Genomic DNA, 23,178 nt, shown 5'->3' on the forward strand with positions numbered 1-23,178 from the left:
CTTTCTATTTATATGAGTGTTCTTCGCGTCATAGACCTCTGATTTCCTCATTTTATGAACATGCTTCAAAGTCTCCGAATTTTATTTAAATCACCGCGACTATCGCGGCTGTATTCACGATAACCAGGGTATTGGTGCTCATAACCAATTGTTTCACTCTCCCAAATGAAGTAGACTGAAAGGGAGTATGGTCACCAGGTTACAAGTTTAATTTAACTATTTAATAAATGAGGTGTCCCTTTGAATTCCAATAATCATTCAATGGAACATGTGACTTCCGAGCAACGAAATGAACCGTCAAAGCCTGAACAACCGGGGAAATCCTGGGTTGTCGAGCTGTGGGACTGGGTCAAAACGATTGTTGTTGCTTTTGTAATTATGATGCTGCTGAACCTGTTTGTGTTCAATCTGTCGATGGTCAAGGGACAGTCCATGCAGCCGACACTGGTTGAGCGAGATCGCCTTTTTGTCAACAAAATTGTATATCATCTGGGTACTCCTTCCCGATCAGATGTGATCGTACTTCGTGATCCAAGTGAAGGTGTAGAGAAGAAAGATTTTCTGGTGAAACGGATCGTTGGACTTCCGGGAGATACAATTGAAGTTAGGGATCACCATCTATATGTGAACGGCGAGCAACAAGCGGAAACGTACACCGATATTGAGGTGCAGGACCCGGATTTTGGCCCAATCACACTGGAGCCGGATCATTTCTTCGTGATGGGGGATAATCGTCATGAAGGCAAAAGTAAGGATAGCCGAGTGTTTGGCAGTATTACATCCGACCAGATTGTAGGCAAGGCTGAATTTATTTTCTGGCCGTTTTCTGAATTGAAGAAATTGTAAAATGCTGACAGGACAACAACTTCAGACTGCATTTTGCGTTAAACCATATAGACTCGCTCCGTTTGAATTCAAGTATGTAAGGCATATATAGAAATTAACGCCTGTCCTCTTACCGTGAGGCGGGCGTTCACTGTTTACGGAATAAGTGTCGGAAGAAGAGAGGGAAGAGAAATGACGAGCGTACAGACCGGGGCAGCACAGGATGCCTCCGTATGGGAGAAGTTAAAACAGGAGATCAAGGCAGCTGGCCCCGGACTGGGCATTGATGATATCGGATTTGCTTCGGCTGATCCCTTTGTTTCCCTGAAGTCGCTGCTGGAGCAGTCGCGGGATAAGGGGTATGCTTCAGGTTTTGAAGAGCCGGATATTGAAAAAAGAGTGCACCCTGCCTTAAAAGATGGCGAGCCCGCTTCACTTATTGCAATAGCCGTGGCATACCCATCCAAAATGGTGAATCCGCCGAAATCGGAGCCCGGTGCATATCGGGGCATTTTTGCCCGTTCGGCTTGGGGCCAGGATTATCATCAGGTCCTGCGTGCAGCTATGGACAAGCTGGTGAACTTTATACGTGAACGTGTACCTGAGGCCATGATCGAAAGCATGGTAGACACCGGAGCATTGGTGGATCGTGCGGTGTCCCAGCGTGCGGGGATTGGTTTTAGCGCCAAAAACTGTGCCATTATATCACCCAAATTCGGTTCATGGATTTTCCTCGGGGAACTGGTAACGAATATTCCTTTTCAACCAGACACACCTGTGACCGAAGACTGCGGTGAATGTACAAAATGTATCGATGCCTGTCCTACAGGAGCATTAGTGGGGCCGGGGCAGTTGAATGCACAACGTTGTATTTCTTTTGTAACCCAGACGAAAGGGTTCGTGGATGAAGAATTTATGCTGAAAATAGGCAACCGTCTGTACGGTTGTGATACGTGTCAGATTGTTTGTCCGAAGAACCGGGGCAAGAACTGGGATCACCATCCCGAGTTTCACCCCGATCCGGAGATTGTGAAGCCACTCCTGCTGCCGTTGCTGGACATCGGTAACCGGGAATTCAAGGAACGTTTCGGTCAGAGTTCCGCCGCTTGGCGGGGCAAGAAGCCGATTCAACGCAACGCCGTTATTGCCCTGGGCAATTTCAAAGACAAAAGTGCTGTACCCAAACTTACAGAAGTATTAAAACGTGATCCGCGCCCCGAGTTGCGGGGAACCGCAGCCTGGGCGTTAAGCAGAATTGGAGGAGAAGACGCCATGAGAGCAATTGGGGAAGCTGCCGCTAACGAACAAGATGGGAACGTACTAAGCATGCTGCAGAAGGCCGAGGAGCGACTGAGTTCGTCCGAGACCTTACCCAAACAGCCACAGGCTGGACAAGTGAGTGAGAAGCAGCCAGAGGAACAGAACAACGAGAACAATGCCTTACGTGCGTTACAACAGGATTTGAAAATGGAAGCCGGGATTGAACCGGGTAGTGAGCAGTCTGCACAGCCTGACAAACCGGAAGCCGCAGCGTGGAAACCTTCAGCCGTTACGGGTCTTCATGGCAAGCCCGTATATTACGATGAGGTACTGACACCGATTGGTACTCTTACGTTATGCGCGACGGATGAAGGGCTGTGTCACATCGATTTTGGCGCCTTTCACGTACGCGAAGCTCATCTGCAACAATGGGCCCGCATCTGGATTGGCGAGTATCGATATGAGAAGAATGAAGAGAAGCTCAGCGAAGCTGCAAAGCAGTTAAAGGAGTATTTTGCAGGGGAGAGAAAAACGTTCGACTTGCAGCTTGATCGGCTTGGAACACCATTCCAGCTACAAGTATGGCAAGTTCTGTCCGATATATCTTATGGAGAGGCCTCATCACACCAACAGGTTGCGGAAATCATCGGCAGACCCAAGGCTGTTCGTGCAGTTCTGGACGCCATTAGCAAGAATCCGATTCCGATTATTATTCCCTGTCACCGTATCAGTGGTAAAGACGGTACCCTGGTGGGTTATGTAGGCGGTCTGCAAACCAAGGAGCAATTGCTCGCATTGGAGCAGCTATCGTAAGAGCGGGGGACGTTCATGAAGTATGTAAACGTGGAGAGCGTGGAAGCGGGGGAGCTTCTGGGCAAGACGGTATATTCCAGTAACGGCACGGTGTTGCTGTCTGCCGGAGTCCAGCTCACCGTATACATGGTCAATACGCTGAAGCGTATTGGCGTGACCATGTTATACATCCAGGATGAAGCGTATAAAGATGTGGATACAGAAGACATTCTGGATGAGACCACGAAACGGGCAATAATTAATGAAATGAGTGTCACACTCGAATCCATTCGTTCCGGGAAAGACTGGAGTCCGAGAAAGGTTGCCCTCAGTATAGAGAAATTGCTGAATGATGTACTGAACGGGCGTGAAATGCTTGTGCAGCTCACCGATATTCGTACCAAAGACAATGCACAGTATGTTCATGCGATGAATGTATGTTTATTGTCTTCGGTCATCGGACTGAATATGGGACTCAATTATAATCAACTGAAGGACCTTGCTGTGGGGGCATTATTGCATGATATAGGCAAAGTGGGGGAACCTCCTGGCAGTGGCTCTGCGGCAAATTCTTCGCTGCACCATACATGGCGTGGATTCGAAGTAATTAAGAACAAACGGGAGTTCAGTCTGTTGGTCGCCCATACAGCCCTGCAACATCATGAGCATGTAGATGGTACAGGCATGCCGAGAGGGATCAAGGGGAGTGACATTCATCTGTTTGCGAGAATCGTTAGTGTGGCTAATATCTATGATAATCTCATTAATGGTTTATCCAAGGACAGTTTGATGCCACATGAGGCCTGTGAAGAGATGATGGCGTTGTCTGGTACAAAGCTGGATCGGGACATTCTGATTGAGTTCAACAAGAGTGTATCCGTGTATCCCAATGGTACAGCGGTACGACTGTCCACCAAAGAGACTGGAGTCATTGTGCGTCAACATCGGGGATTGCCCGGCAGACCTGTAATCAGGGTGGCGCGCGGAAGTACGCGTTATTCTCTGGATGTGGTTGAAATCGATCTGGCTCAGCATACAACCGTTTTCATTGAAGCTGTCATGACGTAGCTTGTGTACGGTTCAACTGGAAAATCCGTTTGCTCAAGGCGTGCGGAAATGCTATGATACTTTCAGGAAATCCGGTCTGTGTCAGGCTTGCAACATATGTGTCGAACATCATGAAGTTTACACGGATTATCAGGCTTTTTAGAATGCATACAGAGGTGTCTAAGAGATGGATATTGTTATACCGATTATCACATTGATTGTTGGTCTGGTCGGGGGATTTTTCATCGGGGTGTTCTACTTGCGTAAACAACTTGAGAAAATGCAAAGCAATCCGGACATGCTTCAGAAAATGGCGAAGCAAATGGGCTACAACCTGAATGGCAAGCAAATGCAGCGTGCCCAGCAGATGATGAAGAATCAGCAGCCAGGAGCGAAAATGCCTCAGCCGCAACAGCATCCTGCGCGTAAAAGTTCGGGCCGCCGAAAATAATAGCAGGGAATAACTGCTTAAAGTGCGTGTTCAAAAAGTTGGGTTTTCAGTACCGAGAAGCGGACTTTTTGAACAACCTCTTACAGTAGTGGTTCGAAAGGAGGCGTTTGGCAGTGGCTGGCGTTAAAGATTATTTGAATTCAAAAGTATCCGACAATCGGGAGAAGATCGAGTATCATGTAGAGCAGATCCTGAAATTGATCGGAGAAGATAGTACACGTGAAGGGCTGCTTGAAACGCCTGCACGTGTGACCCGAATGTATGAAGAAATTTTTGGTGGATATGAAGTAGACCCGCGCGATGTGCTCGGTGTCACGTTTGACGAGAATCATGAAGAACTGGTTATCGTCAAGGATATTGTCTACTACAGTCAGTGTGAGCACCACATGGCGCCGTTTTTCGGCAAGGTACACATTGGCTATGTACCAAGCGGCAAGATCGTTGGTCTGAGCAAAATGGCTCGGCTGGTCGAAGCAGTAACACGTCGCCTGCAAGTTCAGGAACGTATTACTTCACAGATCGCTGACATTCTGACAGAGGCCGTTGAACCTCATGGAGTTATGGTCGTTGTGGAAGGCGAGCACTTGTGCATGTGTTCCCGCGGCGTGAAGAAACCTGGAAGCAAGACGGTTACGTCTGCTGTACGTGGTTCTTTCCGTGAGAATCCGGCCCAACGTGCGGAGTTCTTGTCTTTGGTCAAAGATTAAGATCAGGTATGTCTACTCGTTGGACAAGTCGGATGTGTAAGTTCCTTTGGTTTTGGAAGCAGCAGTTTCTAAGCCATAGGATGTGATATAAATAAGCCGTGTTCCCTGGGAACCGGCTTATTTATATATGCGTTGTCATTCCTGTATACTGGATACATATGAATTCGTTAAGCCGGAGGTAATGGAACGATGAGTGTACCTTCCCATTCAGATCATCCGGTTCAGCCGGAAAAGGGACTACAGGCAGATCAACAGGCTTCATTGCGTCTGCAAATCTGGGAGACACCACTCATGCGACAAGGTAGTAGTGTACTCGAAGCTTTTGCTTGGGAAGAAGTTATGTGCAGGCGGGTTGGGGCAGGGCATCTACCTATTGCACATATATGGAGACACCCAGATGCCTTTGTAGCGGGTCTGCGTGACCGCAGGTTGCCACAGGCTGTAGAAGCGATGGAGCAGATTAGAAGCCAAGGGACAGCGGTCTGTGTTCGGCCTTCCGGTGGAGCGGCAGTACCCTTGAACCCAGGGGTAGTTAATGTGTCGCTGATTCTGCCTAATCCCGGACATGCCATCAATATTCATGATGATTTCCGGGAGATGGCTTCGATTATTGCCGAGTCGCTAACGCAGTGGTCGAATCAGGCGCAAACTGGCGAGGTTCAGGGTGCTTTTTGCCCGGGAGATTATGATGTCAGTGTAGGTGGATTGAAATTCTGTGGTATTGCCCAGCGCAGGCAGGCAAAGGCGTATATCATTACGGCTTTTATCATCGTGGACGGTCAGGGTGATCAATTGGCAGCAGATGTGCGACAATTCTATCAGCATGCAGCAGGCGGGGCGAGTGAAGGATATCCCGATGTTCAGCCTGGCACGATGGCAAGTCTGAAAGAATTGGCAGGTGTACCTTCAGCAGCGGCATATACTGCGGCTTTGGTTCGAACACTGCGCGATCACTATCCACAGGCGGAGACCAGCAGGGTGCTTAGCGTTGGCTCTGAAGAAGTACGCCTGACAGCTGAGCAGATGAAGCTGCGCTACGATTAACACTTTTTACTAGGGCTTGGAATTGGTTAATAGAGATGATATGATGTGATTTCGGAAGGAGAGTGTTAGGATGGACACATTGAGATATACGTATTTATATGAGGTTGTATCAACAGGCGAAAAATCCGAGTTCAGCCAAATGGCAACAAGCAAGGAAGAGGCTGCTGCACTGATCGTTGCACGTATAGCCGATCTGGAGTTTACAGATGAGTCTGATATCAAGCTGGGCGATCTGATCTCCATTAGCAAACAGGTTGGCGACAACTATGTGGCGTGCGAGGGCTGTGCTTCTTAAGTGAACATTTAGAAATAGGAAGTCTCTCAAAATACAAGTAAGTCTCTTTTTACAAGAGGCTTGCTTTTTTGTCTACACCAAAAGAGATATCGTTCAGTCATTCGGCTGGAGATATCTCTTTTTTCTCTAATCCATCTAACCCCAAGCTTAATAAGGCGGCCACAACAACTTGCGTGCCGTTTCGTAACGCTCGGCAATAGCGGGCCAGTAGACAACGTTCCACCAGTCTTCAATATACTTTTTGCGTTCATTCTGATGTTTCAGATAGTAGGCATGTTCCCACACATCCAGTGGCAGGAGCGGTACGATATCGGACTGGGACAGGTTCTGGTGTTTTTCCGCCTGCAAAATCTCCAAACGATGTGCTCTCGGGCTCCAGACAAGCATCGCCCAGCCACTGCCTTCCACCTTGTTCGCGGCTTCCGTGAATTGATTCTTAAACGCTTCATAACTTCCGAAATCCCGCTTGATCTGCTCTGCCAGCATACCGGAAGGTTTGCCGCCGCCAGCAGGATTCATAATTGTCCAGAAGATCGTATGCAGGTAGTGGCCTGCCCCGTTGAAGGCAAGTTCACGTTCCCAATGTTTGATGAGTTCAAAGTTATTCTTTTTTCTCGATTCCGCCAGCTTCTTCTCTGCTACATTTAGTCCGTCCACATAAGATTGATGGTGTTTGTCATGATGGATACGCATCGTCAGCTCATCAATATGTGGCTCTAGCGCATTGTACGCATAGGGGAGAGGCGGCAGTGTGTGTCCTCCGATGGGAACCGGCTTCTCTTTTACGGGAGGTGCTGTAGAGCTGGGTGTGGCTTGTGTTGTTCCGGTAGAAGGTGGTTGAATGGTTGCGGATTGGATATGAGCTGAACCGGCAGGTGCATTTACATTTCCCTCTGGAGAAGTTGGAGCTTCTGAAGCTTGGCGATGGACGCTTCCTGACTCTGACGTATGCAACGCATTTTCCAGAAAAAGTGATGGCTCCGAATCCGTTTCACGCAAAATGCCAGGTTGGCCAAGCGTATCCAATACGCCCAGAAAATACTCCGACTCGCGGATAAAATGCAGAATGAGTACTTTGGCAAGCGGAACAGCTTGCACAGCAGCACTTTGCTCCAGAAGAACGTATAGCTGTTTGATGAACTCTCTCGATTGCTGCCGAGCTGCCAACACAAGTTGATCGATACAACGAACCATGTAGGGAGCAGGCGGATGGGTTCCAGGCAATAGTTGTTTTAAAAGCTGATTGGCTACTCGCTCACTGTTTGCAAAGGTAACCTCCCATTCCTCCAGTAGCTTGACGTATGGGGGCTCCAGATCAGGAACCAGGGCACGAATGACGAGTGTATGTTCTTTCTCCTGCTCTTTCCAGAAACGGATTTCCTCCAATGTCCGCAGAGGCAGCAGGTGACCATATCCATACCAGTTCATCTTTATTTTGAACCTCCTTCAGATCAAATTCATTGCATGCAGACCGTCTGTTCATGCGTCCCAAGAGTATATTCCGCGAGCTTGTTGTCCTATGAGTGCAAAAAAAGAGCCCCTGAGGGCTCTGAAAAAATTCGGATGATTGAAATTTGGTTATTCTCCACTATTCGTGTTCTGTACATCGTCACTGCTTGTTTTCGTTACATGACTCAGGAAAGTTGAGACACGGCGCAGATATTCCTTTGGATGCTCCCGGAAGATCAACTCATGATGCGCATCCTGGACAATCCATTCATCGGAGTATGGATTGGTCTGGTTGGCGGCGAGATGCTCCGCAATTGGATAAGGCGCCTTCTCGTCCTCTGTGCCATGGATGAAGAAAATCGGGAACGGATAATCTTCCTTTTTCACTTCCTGGTATGGAATCTGTTGTAATCCGGTACCATTCAGAACAGGGAACAACAGATTCATGATCTCGAGTGTAGGCTGACGCGGGAGATCGATCTGGTTATGAATGTTGTGGTACAGCGTATCCGGCTCAAGCAGGAACGTACTGTCCAGAATCATCGCATCCACTTCCTGGGTAATCAGTCCAGTTTGAAGGGCCGTACCGGCACCCATGGAGAAACCCCAGACAACCAGTTCCTGCGCACCTCGCTGCTTGGCGAACTGGATGGCACCCAGCAATTGCTGTGACTCAGCTTTGCCACCTGTGGCTACAGCTTTGTTCACCTGTGAGGCGAAGCCATAATCGAACATGACCACGTTGAACCCAAGTTGATGGGCATAGTGGGCCAGGTCATACATGGGTACCCATGTTTCTTCACGATTGGCACCATAGCCGTGACTGAAAATAATCGTTTTGCTTGCAGCGTTGTCAGCAGGTATATACCATCCCTGCATCGTCCGGCTGCCATCTGCTGCCGGGAACGTGATGTCTTCGTACTTCATGTTCTTGGCCTGCATTGGATTGGAGAAGACCGGCGCTACAATAGGATTGGATAATACCCATGCGATATAACCATGCAGTGCAATAAAACAAAACAGTAGAAAAAATACAACGGAGAGCAGCAACGCTACGATAATATGTTTGAACCGAATCAGCCTCGGTGATAGGGAAGAGGGCAGATCGGACACTTTTGTCTGCAGCGGGGCTTCGCTCTGGGATGTTGGATACATGAATGCCCCTCCTTTGAAGTTCAGTTGAAGATAACAACGACATGAAAAGAGAATTGCGTCGATTTCAGAGCCTGCTTCAGAGCGATATCTTAATGTAATATATCTTTATCGTATGTTCCAATATAGTCAAAGTCAATTGATTGAGGGCATTTGTTACGCAATTGTTATATAGTTCTTAAGATATATGGGTAACATTACCTTAGTGTGTAAATTACAGGGGATTAAGTCTTATAAAAAGGAAAAATTTACACGTTGGCATATTTTGATTTTGGCTCTTTTTGGTTTACAGATGAGACCGTTTCTCATATAATTTATGTAACCAAGTTTCATGTGATGAAACATGAGGAGGGCATCATGCCATGGAAGATCGCAAGTTAACCGTCCGGGCTGTGGAACGGGCGCTGGATATATTATTATGTTTTACCACACGCAGTGATCTGGGACTCACCGAAATTGCCAGCCAGATTGGCCTGCACAAAAGTACAGTGCACCGTTTGATGGCTACGCTGGAGGATCGAGGGTTCGTGATCCGCGATGCAGCAACAGAGAAGTACAGACTTGGCATCCGAATCTGGGAATTGTCGGCTCACATGTCCCGCAGTGATGATCCCGCTATTCTGCTGCTGCCTGCGATGGAGCGACTGAGAGATCGATTGGGGGAGACCGTGAGTCTGTACCTGCGTGATGGGAGTGAAAGGATACGGATTCAAGCTGTGCAAAGTGATCAGGCGATTCGCCGAGTTGCTCCCGTTGGTGTTAGACTGCCGCTGTCTGTGGGCGCTTCCAGCAAAGTTTTGATGGCGTTTGCCACGGATGAGGATCGTGAAGAACTGATGAATGGGCCTGAATGGCCGGTGTTTATTGATCCGGCGGTGTATTTGGCGCAGATGGGAGATATCCGGGATAACGGATATGCGACGAGTTATGAGGAACGTGAGCCGGGAGCTGCCGCGGTATCTGTACCGATTATGGATCGCAGAGGCAATATTGCAGCCGCACTCTCGGTCTCAGGGCCTGTCAGCCGACTCTCACAGGAGACATTGCATGAATACGCACCTGTGCTAAAGGAAGCGGCTACGCAAATGGGGCTCATGTTATCCTGATGTTGAGGTAAGGTTATTCTCCAATTGAGTTGGTGTTCTGGAATATAAAGGTTGTTTTTATGTTCCGGTTGCGCTACTCTGTTATGGACGGCCCAGCGGAGCCAGCATCATTGAATATGAACTGCGGCATGTGTATGCCGCAACTTGTTAACGTTACTAGGGGAGTCCGAATTGTCCGGACTGAGACGGAATCGCATGAGATTCCGGACCCTTTGCACCTGATCTGGATCATACCAGCGTAGGGAAGTAATCGGCGATATGACCACAACCACCACATGATGTGACCCTTGTAGGGCTCCGTTAAGGAGCTTCATAAAGGTGCATTATTGGTGATGGACATTAAAAGTCGGTTCCTTCGGGGACCGGCTTTTTTATATACAGGGAACAGGCGATATAGCGCGGATTCTATGGGCCTCTTTTTCAATAACCTGCGAAAGTGGGCTTGGATGAGGAGGGAAGTCACCATAGATCCATGATCTGCGGCAGCCTTCGGTCTGTTGTGAACTGTACATAAATAATGTCTCCCCTGGTCTGGTGTAGGATCGCTCTTTCTTCTCTGCATTGCGCATGATTTGGGACAGGTACGTAAGTGACCTAATGATGAAACCAACCAAACAAGCGAACGAACACTGAGGAGGAGACAAGTGAACATGAGTACAAGAAATCAAACGGGACAACAAGCGATGGAACAGGAACATAACGATCAGCAGGTGGAAAAAGAAACAGGGGCGGCCGGACGGGTTCAGCCCTTTCCCGGCAGCCGCAAAGTCTACATTCAGGGCTCACGGCCAGACATTGCTGTTCCTGAACGTGAAATAGCCCTTCATGACACGAATACTCCCCAAGGGGTGGAGCATAACGAACCGCTGCGTGTCTACGATACGAGCGGCCCGATGACCGATCCCGCATTTCATGCGGATATCCGTGCAGGTCTGCCATCCCTGCGCACACGTTGGATCACAGAGCGCGGCGATGTCGAAGCTTACCAAGGCCGTACAGTTAAACCGGAGGATAACGGACTGAAACCCGGAGGGAAGAGAGCCGGCGCTGAAGAGTACCCCGGATTACGAGGCAAACCGCTGCGAGCACAGACAGGCCGCTGTGTGACCCAGATGCACTACGCGAGGCAGGGAGTCATTACGGCAGAGATGGAGTTTGCCGCCATTCGTGAAGGCGTGGAACCGGAATTTGTGCGGCAAGAGCTGGCGAGTGGACGGGCCATCCTGCCGTCTAACATCAATCACCCGGAGAGTGAGCCGATGTTGATCGGTCGTCATTTTCATGTGAAGATCAATGCCAACATTGGCAACTCTGCTGTATCCTCTTCCATCGAGGAAGAGGTCGAGAAGATGACCTGGGCGGTACGCTGGGGATCGGATACGGTGATGGATCTGTCCACAGGCAAAAACATTCATACCACCCGGGAATGGATCATCCGTAATTCACCTGTGCCGATTGGTACGGTGCCGCTGTATCAGGCGCTGGAGAAGGTGAATGGCGAAGCGGAAGCGCTGACCTGGGAGTTATACCGTGACACGCTCATTGAGCAGGCAGAGCAGGGCGTGGACTACTTTACGATTCATGCAGGTGTACTGCTGCGTTATATCCCGATGACGGCCAAGCGGATGACAGGCATTGTGTCTCGCGGTGGGTCCATTATGGCAGCATGGTGTCTAGCGCATCATCAGGAGAATTTTTTGTACACTCATTTTGAAGAAATCTGCGAGATTATGAAAAGGTATGATGTGGCGTTTTCGCTGGGAGATGGACTTCGTCCTGGCAGTATCTACGACGCGAATGATGAAGCACAGATGGCGGAACTGGCTACGCTCGGGGAACTGACGCAGATCGCGTGGAAGCATGATGTGCAGGTGATGATCGAAGGTCCTGGGCATGTGCCGATGCATAAGATCAAGGAGAATGTGGACTTGCAGATGGAGATATGTAAAGAAGCACCGTTCTATACGCTGGGGCCGCTGACGACCGACATTGCCCCGGGTTACGATCACATCACATCCGCCATTGGTGCGGCCATGATTGGCTGGTTCGGCACGTCGATGCTCTGTTATGTTACGCCAAAAGAACATTTGGGCCTGCCCAACAAGGATGATGTGCGGGAAGGGGTCATCGCCTACAAGATCGCGGCCCACGCTGCCGATCTGGCGAAGGGACATCCACGTGCCCAGCGCCGCGATGACGCATTGTCCAAAGCGCGGTTCGAGTTCCGTTGGCGTGACCAGTTCAACCTGTCACTGGACCCTGAACGTGCGCTGTCCTACCATGATGAGACGCTGCCAGCAGAAGGAGCCAAAGAAGCTCACTTCTGCTCCATGTGCGGACCAAAGTTCTGTAGCATGCGCATCACGCAGGACATTCGTGCCTTTGCGGCGGACAAAGGATTGTCCGAGAATGAGGCTGTAGCTGCCGGGATGCAGGAAAAGGCGGAGGAATATCGGACACGCTCCTAGGCGCCGGTACAGCGCAAGCTGGGCAGTCTGACATCGTTTGAAGGTGAGAATACTGCTATCATGTCGACTTTTTCATCTTATTGATCAGCTTCCTGATACTTTTTATCAGCATTATGGTTGATTGTCTAGCAGATGTTTAATAAAATGAATGTAAGTAAACACCAATAAGAGTAGCCAGGCCAATGGCTACTCCTGCACAGCATTTGCGGTGGGTATTCCTCCGAGTGCAGCAAGTTCAGATGAAGTGACCCGTCAGGCCGTCAACCTGTGGCGGGTCACTTCTTTTTACGATCAATGTATGTCAGGAGCGCAATAATTAACATCGCGAACACGATTACATCGTTAAAAGAGAAGTTCATAGGATCACCTCCCACTGGGGGCAAGCCTATTTCCCACCACAGTAGTTTTCACATGTTTTAGCGATTGTAAAATTTCACTTCAAACCAGCCACTACTATCGAGCCAGGCCCAAATTATTCTCCAAATACGTCGCAAGCAATGCCAGCGGGCTATGGATTGGAATACCGCGATCTATTGTAACCTGTGCAGCAGCGGGAGCCATAGACAGTTGGGCTGCCACTACCGTTTTATCCGGATACTGCTCAGCAATCTGATGTAAGCCTTCTCGTACCGCTTCGAGATATCCTTGCTGATCTCCACGCATAATCAACTCAAATGTCCCAGAGATGCACACTGCTTCCGTCTGAGATGTCTTGGCAACGTGTAGTTGCCCATTCTCATCCTCTTGCTGTAATGCCTGATTCACCCGTGCCATCGTTCCTTCAATAGTTGCCGGGTTGGTGAATGCGATGATGTAATCTCCTGGTACTCGCCGCATCTCCTGCAATAACGGATCATCTATGCCGATCACAGGCACAGGGACCTGTGTGGCTTCCTGCTCCAGTACTGTCGCAAACAGAGTACACGTGACCAGAATGGCATGGGCATGACACTCGGCGATCCATTGGAGCGTCTGGGCTACTTTCTTGTGAATGACGACCTCGTTAAAGTCAGCGTCATGTTTAAGACGATCCAGACCTGGATCGACATAATGGACCAATTCAACTTCATAAGGAGCAAGCGTCTCTTCAATTAAGGCGATGTTGGAATAATGAGCGTGAAAACAACCAATGGTGATCATGTGCTAAGTCCCCTTTAACAGTTCGTATATGTCATGGATCTTTTAGATATTTAAACCATTATAGAAACATGCCTGAGAACTGTACAGTCGTTTATGGCTCCACGCCAATAACCGCCCTTCCGCCAAGCTGCGGAAAGACGGTTGATAACCTGACTCGACTAGGGTCGGTCCGGTGTCCATTTTTATCTAAGGGAAGGAGAAGCGTTTTTCTTCGCCATTTTTTGCTGTAAAATTTCATGAAAGGATAGACCTTGAGTGTTCTCATTCTCCTTTTTAGGAGCAGTGGTCGCCGTGTTGCGCGGATATTGGTGGTGGTACGGGATCATTTGCTGAATAGGCATGCGGATCATCTTGGTTCCTCCTTTAAAGCATTTTTTTAAATTATTTATTTCGACTGGTTACCATGCCAGGTGCGCATATAGGTACATGTGACTTGTTAGACGAAATAGATGACTTTAGAATGTAATTCCAATTGGATTGTAGTGATTTTACCCGGTTTTAAGGAGATGTAAACGGTTTTAGGAAAATTCAGGAGTAAAGAACCTGATATGAGAGGTTTGATATGGGAGGATCGAATCGGTTGTTATGTGAATAGTCCCAATTTTAAGGAAGTCAATGGTACCCGCTTATGAGGCATATTGTCTGGTTAAATGATGCAAAGCATGCTAACTAACTTGGTACCATGGTCGGGTTGTTTAGGTGGTAATGTAGTTCCGGATATAACAAAAAGACTGCCGAGCGAACCCGGCAGCTTTCGTGATATGAAAAAGGATGCGAGGAAACTTTGATCCTGTATGAGGTGGCATTGTGTTGGTTTTATCTATTTTGATGAACAGCGATGTATATATCTACTTGTACACTTTCGGGATTCAGGCTGCGTTCATCATATAATTCAAAATCCCCGGTGAACGTACGATCGCTTTGTTTCTCCCATGCCCATACGGCTCCCCAGGCTTCGCCAACAACCTCTGCCATCGCTCCTTTTCTGGAGGTGAATACGGCGTAAGTTGCAGGAGGGAGTAGAATGTCATTCAATCCTTCAGGCAATGATTCGTTCGGACTGACCTCATGCCCTACCAGTATGGTGTATTCTCCGGTTATGCCATCGGTGTAATCCGTGTAACAACCATAGCGAATAACTTCGGGTGCAGGGAGGTGATCTGAGGCAAAATAATTGTTCCAGAGTCCCTGAATACAGCCTTTGCCACTGATCTCAATGGCGTTGGTTGTGCGGGCGGATACGCCAGCAAGACGTTTGCCTGGGAGCGTGACATAACGAACGGGCTGGGCAGAGAACGAATGATCTGTTGTTACCTGACGAGGGTTAGCAGAACTAGTAGTAGAGTTTTCCACAAGAGATTGAGCATGTTGATCCGTTGTATTTGTGCGCCAACGTTTCAAAAAAGGAAGCTGGTTACGCAGCATCGAACGAGCGGATTCCTCGTCCATGCCCTCGTCCTTCAGAATGGCAGTGCACATCTCGGTCATGCCTTCGAGTGACATACCGGGCTGCTCGAACTGACCTTCTTTGTAACAATAGCTACAGTACTCACGGGTTGTGCTTCCATCTGCTTCCGTTCCGAATTGGGCAGGGGTTGTGAGCGGCATGCCGCAGCTTTGACATACAGTGACGTTCATGATTGGTTCCTCCTTGTATATGTACAGATTGAATATATCTGAAGTATACGGGGAGGAACTGGACAGCTGTCTGTCAGGTTTGAGTCGGGGAGATATAATTTTGTACAATTTGCTCCGCGATACGGCAGATTTCATCCCTAATATGCTGAGGTTCCAATACTTCAACATCTGCACCGAAGCCGAGAATGAACCCATATAACCAGCCATCCTCGGGAAAAGCAACTTGGCTAATATAATACCCAGTCCCATCAGGCATGACGTTCTCGATCCCAAACCATTCTTCCGCAATATGACGGACGCGAGCATGGAATTTCAAGGTTAACCTGGCCTGATTGTCCGGACGGCTCCATTCCTGTTGCCAGGGTCTGTCCTGTGGGTTGATGACTTTACGCTCGAAGTGCTCATTAGCAAGCGTGACATCTTGCATACGCACAAGCTTGAACATGCGAAATTGATTCCGCTCGTGGCAAAAAGCATACAGATACCAGGAATGTTTCTTGAGTACGATGGTATGAGGGTCGGCAGTTCGGTGAGTCTGGATACCTTCCGCACTGCAGTAGGTAAAGGTTACGGGTCGTAATTGATCCATACCCTGTTCGATAAGTTCAAGCTTGATTTTCAGCGCTTCGGGATGCGTCCAGGTTGAATAATCCACGATGAATCGATTGGTATTGGCCTGAAAATCGTCATTTTTGGATTCAGGTACGATACTGCTGAGTTTTTCGACCAGAAGCTCACGTGCCGCATTGGCATGGGAAGTAGATACACTGCGCAGTGCAGTGACGATGGAAGCGAGGTCCTTGTCTGTTAATACGTTTCGATCCAGACGGTAACCCTCTGCCAGACCAATCCCGCCGCTTGCCCCTTGATACGTCACCACCGGGATGCCTGCTTGACCCAATGTATCGATATCCCGATAGATGGTCCGGATCGATACTTCGAACATATCTGCCAGGTCTTTGGCTTGGACTCGCCCACGATTGATTAGTAGCACTACGATGGCTAATAAACGCTCCAGTTTCATATGTATGGATTCCTTTCATTGGTTTATCTGTTGGACTCAAATATGTTATAATGCCCAGCATCACACATAGGAGTGGAATAAGCAATGAAGCGAATTACGATTCTGATCGCAGACGATGAAGTTGAGATCGCTGATCTGGTTGCTTTACATCTACAAAAAGAAGGATATCACACCATCAAGGCCTTTGACGGGAAGGCGGCGGTTCAAGCTGTTCAGACCCAAGCGATAGATTTGGCGATTCTGGACATTATGATGCCTGGCATGGATGGGTATGAGGTGACCCGTAAAATTAGGGAACAGCATCATTTACCGATCATTTTCCTGAGTGCCAAAACGTCTGATATGGACAAAATTACGGGACTCGTGATGGGCGCGGACGATTATATGACCAAACCGTTCAATCCGATGGAGCTTGTTGCCCGGGTCAACTCTCAGTTGCGTCGTTCGCTGCAATTCAGCCAGTCTGCGCCTGTTCAGAGGTCCATTCTGGAGAAGGGTGGGCTCATCATCACGCCAGATCAACATCGCGTTACACTCTACGGCAAACTAGTGGAACTAACACCGAAGGAGTTCGATATTTTGTATCTGCTCGCGAGCCACCCCAAGCAGGTGTTCAGTGCGGAAAGTATTTTTGAACAGGTCTGGGGAGAAGCCTATTACGAGAGCGGGAATACCGTGATGGTCCACATTCGGACCCTGCGCAAAAAGCTGGGGGAAGATGTGAACAAGAACAAGTTTATCAAAACGATCTGGGGTGTGGGGTACACGTTTAATGACTAAACGAAGAAGTTTTCGCACAACCATGATTATGTTGTTAGGGTTAAGCATGCTTGCCTCTGGCGCAATCACCTATGGGATTTATAAGCTTATGCAAGCCTATTATTCGGGTGTCCGTGCAGAAGATCAGCTCGCTGAATATCGTCATTTTATGAAAAGTATCGGAGATATTTATTTCTTTCTGATTTTATTTATCCCACTGGCCATTCTGTTTTTCTTTTGGTTTACCAAGCCTTACGCGACGTATTTCAAGGACATTTCTACAGGGATCAGACATTTGGCCAATGGAGACTTTCAGCACCGTGTGCAGATCTCCTCGAAGGACGAGTTAGGTACGATTGCGGAGGATGTGAACCTGGCAAGTGAGAAGTTAAGGGAAGCGGTAGAACGAGGGGATTTTGCTGAAAATAGTAAGGACCAGCTTGTTGTCAATCTGGCGCATGACCTGCGAACACCGCTGACGTCTGTGCTTGGATATTTGGATCTGCTCATGAAGGATGATCAGCTAACAGAGGAGCAGGTGCGGCACTTTACGTCGATTGCATTCACCAAATCACAGCGTCTGGAGAAGCTGATTGATGATTTGTTCGAAATTACTCGTATGAACTATGGCATGCTGCCTATAAACAAGACACGGCTGGATCTTAGCGAACTGCTGAAGCAGATGAACGAAGAGCTCTATCCTGTATTCGAAAAGAACCAACTAGTCGCCCGACTAAAAATAGACACTGACCTTACGGTCTCCGGTGATGGCGAGCTGCTGGCTCGTGTGTTCGAGAATCTGCTAATTAACGCTGCACGGCATGGCAAGGATGGCATGTATGTAGATATTAATGGATATCGGGATGCAGAACAGGTCATCATTCAGGTAATTAACTATGGTGGACATATTCGTCCGGAGGAATTGCCGCATATCTTCGATATGTATTACACCGGAGATCGTGCCCGGACTCCTCAGGAGGGTGGGACTGGCCTCGGCCTATTTATCGCTCGCAATATTGTGGAGCAACATGACGGTACAATTTCGGCCCAGAGTGATGTGGTATGGACGCAGTTCGAAGTTCGTTTGCCCGTCTTCCAATAAGGTTGACGTCAAATTTAAGAAAAACTTTAAAATTGCCCTGCTTTTTCTTTAACTTGTGTTGTCTATCCTTGATGTATGAGGTAAAAGGAGGAGCAAGCATGAAAAAGTGGGGCTTTTTGATATGTATTATTGTGATCGGATATATCGTTACGCAATCACCGGGATGGATTCAGCAGAAGGATGAGTTACCCATCGAGATTCAGAATACGCGTGAAAATCCCGCAGGTTATACCGTATCCGTCACCGGAAACATTCAGGATCAGGTACATAAGGGCAATTTGTTACTGGTTGATAAGCAATACCCCGTTCACCCGGAAGGAGTTAAATCCGATATTGTATATGTGGCACATGAGGATGATCTGCTTCGTGGATATGGAATACTGGATCAGAAAATCATGTTATCACGGCAGGTGGCGCAGGAGTTTCAGAGGATGGTTGAAGCAGCAGGCGAAGAGGGAGTCCGATATTTTCTCGTCAGCAGCGGGTACAGGGATTTTGAAAAGCAGGACGAGTTATATCGGGAAAAGGGTTCAGACTATGCGCTTCCTGCGGGACACAGTGAGCATAATCTTGGTTTATCGCTGGATATCGGCTCGAGCTTGGCTGCGATGAATGAAGCACCAGAGGGTGCCTGGCTGGAAAAGAATGCATGGAAATACGGATTTATTTTACGTTACCCAAAGGATAAAGTGCGCATCACCGGTATTCAATATGAACCATGGCACTTTCGATATGTAGGGCTGCCGCACAGTGCTGTCATGTATAAGAATAATCTGGTGCTGGAAGAGTATCTCGATATGCTTAAAGAGAAAGAGAACATTACTGTGGAAGTAGAGGAAGAGCAGTATCATATCCGTTATTATCGGGCCACCCGAGACACAACCGTTTACATACCTGAGCAAGGCCAAACTGAAATATCGGGTGATAACATGGATGGCGTCATCGTCACCGTAAAGAAATAACAGGGCAACACAAGGGAGGCAAAACAACATGAAGCACAACAACCAGAAGAAAAGCAAACATTATATCCTTTGGATTGCCATTTTCATTATCTATTTATATCTGCTGACTAAGCTGATCCTGTTCAAAGGAAGCCCGGTCGATTTTGGCTTCGTGAAGGATCGACTGATGGCGTTATTGCAACAACCGGATCTGATCCATACGCGAACCGTCAACCTGATACCATTTCAGGAAATCTCACGAGACTGGAACAGCCTGTCGTTACATCGTCCGGGCACCGCAATCCATCTGGTAGGCAATATACTGGCTTTTATCCCGCTGGGCATCTTCATTCCTCTGTTGACGGGCAACAAGTTATTCTCTGGAGTAAAGGTACTCTTGCTGTCTCTGCTGCTCAGTCTGGGTTATGAAGTGACACAATTATTGACTGGCATGGGGATATTCGATGTGGATGATCTGATGCTTAATACACTCGGCGGCTTGATTGGATATATTGTTTTCACTATGGCTATGGGTCTGAAAAAGGTGTTGTCGGGAGGAGAATCCCGCGTGACGACGAAAAAGTTAAATTCTAAGGAAAGTCACGTGTAAGGAGGAGAACAACTTGATTATAATGGCTGTACTGTTCATTAGCGCAGGGCTAATGTTTCTCGTTTATCCACACAAGGTAACGGATGCTTCGGAAAAACAGATTGCGGAGCGAGTGATCATGTCTAGATGGGTTGGAGGCTCGTTAATTGCTCTGTCGTGTCTGTTTCTGATCATGGGCACAATTCAACTGTTAGATCAAGCCTCACATCACATTGGGCATTAGAAGGAAGTTAGGCTGAGGAATGATTTTTAAATATATCCCGAGTATAAAAAACAAAGCCAAAAAGCTCCCCGCCACGTGCTGATTGCACGTGGCAGGGAGCTTTTGTATAACTTCATCACATTAATGATTTATATCATTAAGCTTTTTTCATCATTTGACGCAATACGGTTTGCAGAATACCGCCGTTATGGTAGTAATCCACGTCAACCATGCTGTCCAGACGAGCGATAACAGGGAAGTCGAACTGTGTACCGTCTTCACGAGTTACGGTAACTTTCAACTCTTGTCCTGGCTTCACATCATTGCTGAGGCCAGTAATGTCATACGTTTCACGTCCGTTCAGGCCGAGGCTGGACCAGCCGTGACCTTCCTGGAATTGCAATGGCATTACGCCCATGCCGACCAGGTTACTACGGTGAATCCGCTCGAAGCTTTCTGCGATAACGGCTTTGACGCCGAGCAAGAATGTTCCTTTTGCCGCCCAGTCACGGGAGCTTCCTGTACCATACTCTTTACCTGCGATAACGATCAGGTTCTGTCCTTCATCCTGATACTTCATGGAAGCATCATAGATGGACATTTCTTCGTCCGTTGGCAGGTACTTCGTAATACCACCCTCGGTGCCTGGAGCCACCTGGTTACGAATACGAATGTTGGCAAACGTACCACGCATCATCACTTCATGGTTACCACGGCGTGAACCGTAGGAGTTGAAGTCTTTGCGCTCTACGCCATGCTCTTTCAGGTACAGTCCAGCCGGGCTGGATGGTGCAATATTACCTGCTGGCGAGATGTGATCCGTTGTTACGGAATCCGCAAGCAATGCCATAACACGTGCAGAACGGATATCTGCGATATCGTTCAACTTGTCGCCAAGCTCTTGGAAGAACGGAGGGTTCTGAATGTACGTGGAGTTCGGGTCCCACTCGTACAATTCACCTTCCGGTACAGAGATTGAATTCCAACGCTCATTGGCTGTAAATACATTCTCGTACTTGTTGCGGAACATCTGAGCGTTCAGGGAACTTGCGATGGTATCCTTGATTTCCTCGGATGTAGGCCAGAGGTCTTTCAGGAATACAGGCTCATTGTTCGTATCATAACCGATTGGATCGGTTTCAAAGTCAATATTCACTGTACCCGCAAGTGCATATGCCACAACGAGTGGTGGTGATGCCAGATAGTTGGCTTTAACCTGTGCATGCACACGGCCTTCGAAGTTACGGTTACCAGACAATACAGCCGCTACGGTCATATCGTTCTCAGCAATAGCTTCGCTCACTTCGTCCGGCAGTGGGCCGGAGTTACCTATGCATGTTGCACAACCGTAGCCGGCAACGTTGAATCCGAGTTTGTCGAGATACGTGATCAGACCTGCTTTTTCCAGATACTCGGTAACAACAAGGGAGCCTGGTGTCAGACTGCTTTTCACATATCCTGGTTTGGTCAGGCCGCGTTCAACTGCTTTTTTCGCCAGCAGTCCCGCTCCAACCATAACACTTGGATTCGAAGTGTTCGTGCAACTTGTGATCGCCGCGATCACAACAGCGCCTGCCTTCAGTTCACTGTTGGAACCGTCCGGATGCTTCACAGGTACGGATTGTTCGATTTTCTCATCGCTCAGACCGTAGCCGCCTTTATCTACAGGTGTGCGGATGATGCTGTTGAAGCTTTCTTTCATTTGTGTCAGCTCGATGCGATCCTGTGGACGTTTTGGTCCGGCAAGACTTGGTACAACAGAGCCGAGATCCAGTTCAATCACATCTGTGAATTCAGGATCAACGGTGCTGGAAGTACGGAACATGCCTTGAGCTTTGTAATAAGCTTCAACCAATTCAACCTGTTCGTCAGGACGGCCAGTGTTACGCAGATAGTTCAACGTTTCACTATCAACAGGGAAGAAACCGATGGTAGCGCCATATTCTGGTGCCATGTTGGCTACTGTTGCACGGTCAGCCAGACCGATGTTGGCAAGACCTGGTCCGTAGAACTCAACGAATTTACCAACAACGCCTTTTTTACGAAGCAATTGGGTAACGGTCAGTGCAAGATCCGTTGCTGTTGCGCCTTCACTCAGGCTGCCTGTCAGTTTGAAACCAATAACGTCCGGTGTTACAAAATAAAGCGGTTGGCCCAGCATACCTGCTTCGGCCTCGATTCCACCAACACCCCAACCAACAACGCCAAGTCCGTTGATCATGGTGGTGTGGGAGTCTGTACCTACGAGGGAATCCGGGAAAACAACAGTTTCGCCGTCAACGGTTTTTGTTGCTGCCACGGAAGCCAGATACTCCAGGTTAACCTGGTGAACGATCCCTGTGGATGGTGGAACTGCACGGAAGTTGTTGAACGCCGTTTGTGCCCAACGCAAGAAGCGGTAACGCTCTTCATTACGCTCAAACTCAACTTTGATATTGTAATCAAGTGCATCGTTGGTACCAAAAGCATCAACCATAACGGAGTGGTCGATAACGAGATCGACAGGTACGAGCGGGTTGATCTGTTTTGGATCGCCGCCTGCTTTTTTCACAGTATCACGCATTGCAGCGAGGTCAACGACAACCGGTACACCGGTGAAATCCTGCAGAACGATACGTGCAGGGATGAATGGAATTTCCTTGTTATTGTCACGGCCATCTGCCCAGCCGGTCAGTTGTTTTACGTGTTCTTCGGTGATGGCACGTCCGTCGAATTGACGAATTGCTGCTTCAAGCAACACTTTAATGGAGAAAGGGAGCCTGGAAAGATCGCCGTGGCCGTTTTCCTGAAGAGCATCGAGACTGTAGTAGCGGTAAGACTTGCCTCCAACCTCAAGACTGCGAGCGGCGGAGAAATGATTCTTTGCTGACATACATGTACCTCCTTGGGATGTGTCGGTGAGATGAAGAAAACGTTCATTTAGGTGAAGAACAGGCCTTCATCGTTCCGTGTTCTTGTGTGTTGGTTTCATCAGATGAAACGTAATTTCATAATCATAACTTTAGTTTTAAGTATACCGTTTTCACCTCCGTACGTAAAGGTCTTTTTGCCTGATCAAGCAAGCTTTTGGACCGATGAAGGCGTTTACGTGAAGCGAGCAGGAATAAGATATCTTGTGTACCTGTATTTGCTGAATTTCGGATCTCCCTCCTGAGCCGTGTACATA

General features: G+C 48.3%; 21 protein-coding genes and 1 riboswitch. Of the genes, 14 read left to right on the top strand and 7 right to left on the bottom strand.

Annotation, left to right across the window (positions count from 1 at the left end; all coding sequences use genetic code 11):
• Positions 1–240: 240 nt before the first annotated feature.
• From lepB to MKY66_RS03525, 7 genes are all read left to right on the top strand, one after another.
• Positions 241–846: a signal peptidase I gene (gene lepB, locus MKY66_RS03495; RefSeq protein WP_240768333.1), complete on the top strand. Its 606-nt coding sequence runs from the start codon at positions 241–243 to the stop codon at positions 844–846.
• 171 nt (positions 847–1,017) lie between these two features.
• Positions 1,018–2,898, top strand: a complete 1,881-nt coding sequence (gene queG / locus MKY66_RS03500; RefSeq protein WP_076216713.1) for a tRNA epoxyqueuosine(34) reductase QueG — start codon at positions 1,018–1,020, stop codon at positions 2,896–2,898.
• 15 nt (positions 2,899–2,913) lie between these two features.
• Positions 2,914–3,945: an HD domain-containing phosphohydrolase gene (locus MKY66_RS03505; RefSeq protein ID WP_076216714.1), complete on the top strand. Its 1,032-nt coding sequence runs from the start codon at positions 2,914–2,916 to the stop codon at positions 3,943–3,945.
• A gap of 166 nt (positions 3,946–4,111) precedes the next feature.
• Positions 4,112–4,375 carry a YneF family protein gene (locus tag MKY66_RS03510; protein ID WP_017690778.1) on the top strand — a complete coding sequence of 88 codons (264 nt, stop codon included), beginning with the start codon at positions 4,112–4,114 and terminating at the stop codon, positions 4,373–4,375.
• A gap of 113 nt (positions 4,376–4,488) precedes the next feature.
• Positions 4,489–5,082 (top strand): GTP cyclohydrolase I FolE, encoded by a 594-nt coding sequence (gene folE, locus MKY66_RS03515; protein WP_036668229.1) that lies wholly within the window; start codon positions 4,489–4,491, stop codon positions 5,080–5,082.
• 189 nt (positions 5,083–5,271) lie between these two features.
• Positions 5,272–6,126 (top strand): lipoate--protein ligase, encoded by an 855-nt coding sequence (locus tag MKY66_RS03520; protein ID WP_083657391.1) that lies wholly within the window; start codon positions 5,272–5,274, stop codon positions 6,124–6,126.
• Positions 6,127–6,196: 70 nt separating this feature from the next.
• Positions 6,197–6,421 (top strand): hypothetical protein, encoded by a 225-nt coding sequence (locus MKY66_RS03525; RefSeq protein ID WP_036614132.1) that lies wholly within the window; start codon positions 6,197–6,199, stop codon positions 6,419–6,421.
• Between the two features lie 147 nt (positions 6,422–6,568).
• Here MKY66_RS03525 and MKY66_RS03530 read toward each other — a convergent pair whose 3' ends face one another.
• The gene (locus MKY66_RS03530; RefSeq protein WP_076216715.1) at positions 6,569–7,849 is read right to left on the bottom strand and encodes a Fe-Mn family superoxide dismutase; all 1,281 of its coding nucleotides are present in this window, start codon (positions 7,847–7,849) and stop codon (positions 6,569–6,571) included.
• Positions 7,850–7,999: 150 nt separating this feature from the next.
• Entirely contained in the window at positions 8,000–9,025 is a 1,026-nt protein-coding gene (locus MKY66_RS03535; RefSeq protein ID WP_076216716.1) for an alpha/beta hydrolase, read from the bottom strand.
• A gap of 359 nt (positions 9,026–9,384) precedes the next feature.
• Between MKY66_RS03535 and MKY66_RS03540 the strand changes: the two genes are divergently transcribed.
• Together MKY66_RS03540 and thiC are read left to right on the top strand one after the other, a co-directional pair.
• A complete protein-coding gene (locus tag MKY66_RS03540) occupies positions 9,385–10,128 on the top strand; it encodes an IclR family transcriptional regulator (protein ID WP_076216717.1) in 744 nt (247 codons plus the stop codon).
• Between the two features lie 148 nt (positions 10,129–10,276).
• A riboswitch (TPP riboswitch) is annotated at positions 10,277–10,390 on the top strand.
• Positions 10,391–10,811: 421 nt separating this feature from the next.
• On the top strand, positions 10,812–12,596 hold the full coding sequence (thiC, locus tag MKY66_RS03545; RefSeq protein ID WP_143760399.1) for a phosphomethylpyrimidine synthase ThiC: 1,785 nt from the start codon (positions 10,812–10,814) through the stop codon (positions 12,594–12,596).
• Between the two features lie 453 nt (positions 12,597–13,049).
• On the opposite strand, the gene MKY66_RS03550 is transcribed toward thiC, so the two are convergent.
• The 4 genes from MKY66_RS03550 to MKY66_RS03565 form a co-directional block, all read right to left on the bottom strand.
• Positions 13,050–13,736 carry a hypothetical protein gene (locus MKY66_RS03550; RefSeq protein ID WP_076216719.1) on the bottom strand — a complete coding sequence of 229 codons (687 nt, stop codon included), beginning with the start codon at positions 13,734–13,736 and terminating at the stop codon, positions 13,050–13,052.
• A gap of 182 nt (positions 13,737–13,918) precedes the next feature.
• Entirely contained in the window at positions 13,919–14,086 is a 168-nt protein-coding gene (locus tag MKY66_RS03555) for a hypothetical protein (protein ID WP_017690769.1), read from the bottom strand.
• A gap of 466 nt (positions 14,087–14,552) precedes the next feature.
• Positions 14,553–15,374 (bottom strand): zinc ribbon domain-containing protein, encoded by an 822-nt coding sequence (locus tag MKY66_RS03560; protein ID WP_076216720.1) that lies wholly within the window; start codon positions 15,372–15,374, stop codon positions 14,553–14,555.
• A 73-nt stretch (positions 15,375–15,447) separates the two neighbouring features.
• A complete protein-coding gene (locus MKY66_RS03565; RefSeq protein WP_076216721.1) occupies positions 15,448–16,398 on the bottom strand; it encodes a YafY family protein in 951 nt (316 codons plus the stop codon).
• A gap of 84 nt (positions 16,399–16,482) precedes the next feature.
• On the opposite strand from MKY66_RS03565, the gene MKY66_RS03570 reads away from it, so the two are divergent.
• The 5 genes from MKY66_RS03570 to MKY66_RS03590 all read left to right on the top strand — a co-directional run bounded on the left by MKY66_RS03570 (position 16,483) and on the right by MKY66_RS03590 (position 20,033).
• A complete protein-coding gene (locus MKY66_RS03570) occupies positions 16,483–17,178 on the top strand; it encodes a response regulator transcription factor (protein WP_076216722.1) in 696 nt (231 codons plus the stop codon).
• The gene (locus MKY66_RS03575; protein WP_076216723.1) at positions 17,171–18,259 is read left to right on the top strand and encodes a HAMP domain-containing sensor histidine kinase; all 1,089 of its coding nucleotides are present in this window, start codon (positions 17,171–17,173) and stop codon (positions 18,257–18,259) included. Before MKY66_RS03570 ends, MKY66_RS03575 begins: the two co-directional genes overlap by 8 nt.
• Positions 18,260–18,357: 98 nt before the next feature.
• A complete protein-coding gene (locus MKY66_RS03580; RefSeq protein ID WP_076216724.1) occupies positions 18,358–19,221 on the top strand; it encodes a M15 family metallopeptidase in 864 nt (287 codons plus the stop codon).
• Between the two features lie 28 nt (positions 19,222–19,249).
• Positions 19,250–19,810: a VanZ family protein gene (locus MKY66_RS03585; protein WP_076216725.1), complete on the top strand. Its 561-nt coding sequence runs from the start codon at positions 19,250–19,252 to the stop codon at positions 19,808–19,810.
• A gap of 13 nt (positions 19,811–19,823) precedes the next feature.
• Entirely contained in the window at positions 19,824–20,033 is a 210-nt protein-coding gene (locus MKY66_RS03590) for a hypothetical protein (RefSeq protein ID WP_076216726.1), read from the top strand.
• 136 nt (positions 20,034–20,169) lie between these two features.
• Here MKY66_RS03590 and acnA read toward each other — a convergent pair whose 3' ends face one another.
• On the bottom strand, positions 20,170–22,884 hold the full coding sequence (acnA, locus tag MKY66_RS03595; RefSeq protein ID WP_076216727.1) for an aconitate hydratase AcnA: 2,715 nt from the start codon (positions 22,882–22,884) through the stop codon (positions 20,170–20,172).
• Positions 22,885–23,178: the final 294 nt, after the last annotated feature.

This window comes from Paenibacillus sp. FSL R5-0766, from assembly GCF_037971845.1.
In the GTDB taxonomy this organism is placed as follows: Bacteria; Bacillota; Bacilli; order Paenibacillales; family Paenibacillaceae; genus Paenibacillus.

What these genes read in the sequence shown, in the direction of transcription:
- queG (WP_076216713.1), top strand. Translation starts at nt 1,018, where the DNA reads ATGACGAGCGTACAGACCGGGGCAGCACAGGATGCCTCCGTATGGGAG.
- MKY66_RS03505 (WP_076216714.1), top strand. Translation starts at nt 2,914, where the DNA reads ATGAAGTATGTAAACGTGGAGAGCGTGGAAGCGGGGGAGCTTCTGGGC.
- MKY66_RS03510 (WP_017690778.1), top strand. Translation starts at nt 4,112, where the DNA reads ATGGATATTGTTATACCGATTATCACATTGATTGTTGGTCTGGTCGGG.
- MKY66_RS03520 (WP_083657391.1), top strand. Translation starts at nt 5,272, where the DNA reads ATGAGTGTACCTTCCCATTCAGATCATCCGGTTCAGCCGGAAAAGGGA.
- MKY66_RS03525 (WP_036614132.1), top strand. Translation starts at nt 6,197, where the DNA reads ATGGACACATTGAGATATACGTATTTATATGAGGTTGTATCAACAGGC.
- MKY66_RS03530 (WP_076216715.1), bottom strand. Translation starts at nt 7,849, where the DNA reads ATGAACTGGTATGGATATGGTCACCTGCTGCCTCTGCGGACATTGGAG.
- MKY66_RS03535 (WP_076216716.1), bottom strand. Translation starts at nt 9,025, where the DNA reads ATGTATCCAACATCCCAGAGCGAAGCCCCGCTGCAGACAAAAGTGTCC.
- MKY66_RS03540 (WP_076216717.1), top strand. Translation starts at nt 9,385, where the DNA reads ATGGAAGATCGCAAGTTAACCGTCCGGGCTGTGGAACGGGCGCTGGAT.
- thiC (WP_143760399.1), top strand. Translation starts at nt 10,812, where the DNA reads ATGGAACAGGAACATAACGATCAGCAGGTGGAAAAAGAAACAGGGGCG.
- MKY66_RS03550 (WP_076216719.1), bottom strand. Translation starts at nt 13,736, where the DNA reads ATGATCACCATTGGTTGTTTTCACGCTCATTATTCCAACATCGCCTTA.
- MKY66_RS03555 (WP_017690769.1), bottom strand. Translation starts at nt 14,086, where the DNA reads ATGATCCGCATGCCTATTCAGCAAATGATCCCGTACCACCACCAATAT.
- MKY66_RS03560 (WP_076216720.1), bottom strand. Translation starts at nt 15,374, where the DNA reads ATGAACGTCACTGTATGTCAAAGCTGCGGCATGCCGCTCACAACCCCT.
- MKY66_RS03565 (WP_076216721.1), bottom strand. Translation starts at nt 16,398, where the DNA reads ATGAAACTGGAGCGTTTATTAGCCATCGTAGTGCTACTAATCAATCGT.
- MKY66_RS03570 (WP_076216722.1), top strand. Translation starts at nt 16,483, where the DNA reads ATGAAGCGAATTACGATTCTGATCGCAGACGATGAAGTTGAGATCGCT.
- MKY66_RS03575 (WP_076216723.1), top strand. Translation starts at nt 17,171, where the DNA reads ATGACTAAACGAAGAAGTTTTCGCACAACCATGATTATGTTGTTAGGG.
- MKY66_RS03580 (WP_076216724.1), top strand. Translation starts at nt 18,358, where the DNA reads ATGAAAAAGTGGGGCTTTTTGATATGTATTATTGTGATCGGATATATC.
- MKY66_RS03585 (WP_076216725.1), top strand. Translation starts at nt 19,250, where the DNA reads ATGAAGCACAACAACCAGAAGAAAAGCAAACATTATATCCTTTGGATT.
- acnA (WP_076216727.1), bottom strand. Translation starts at nt 22,884, where the DNA reads ATGTCAGCAAAGAATCATTTCTCCGCCGCTCGCAGTCTTGAGGTTGGA.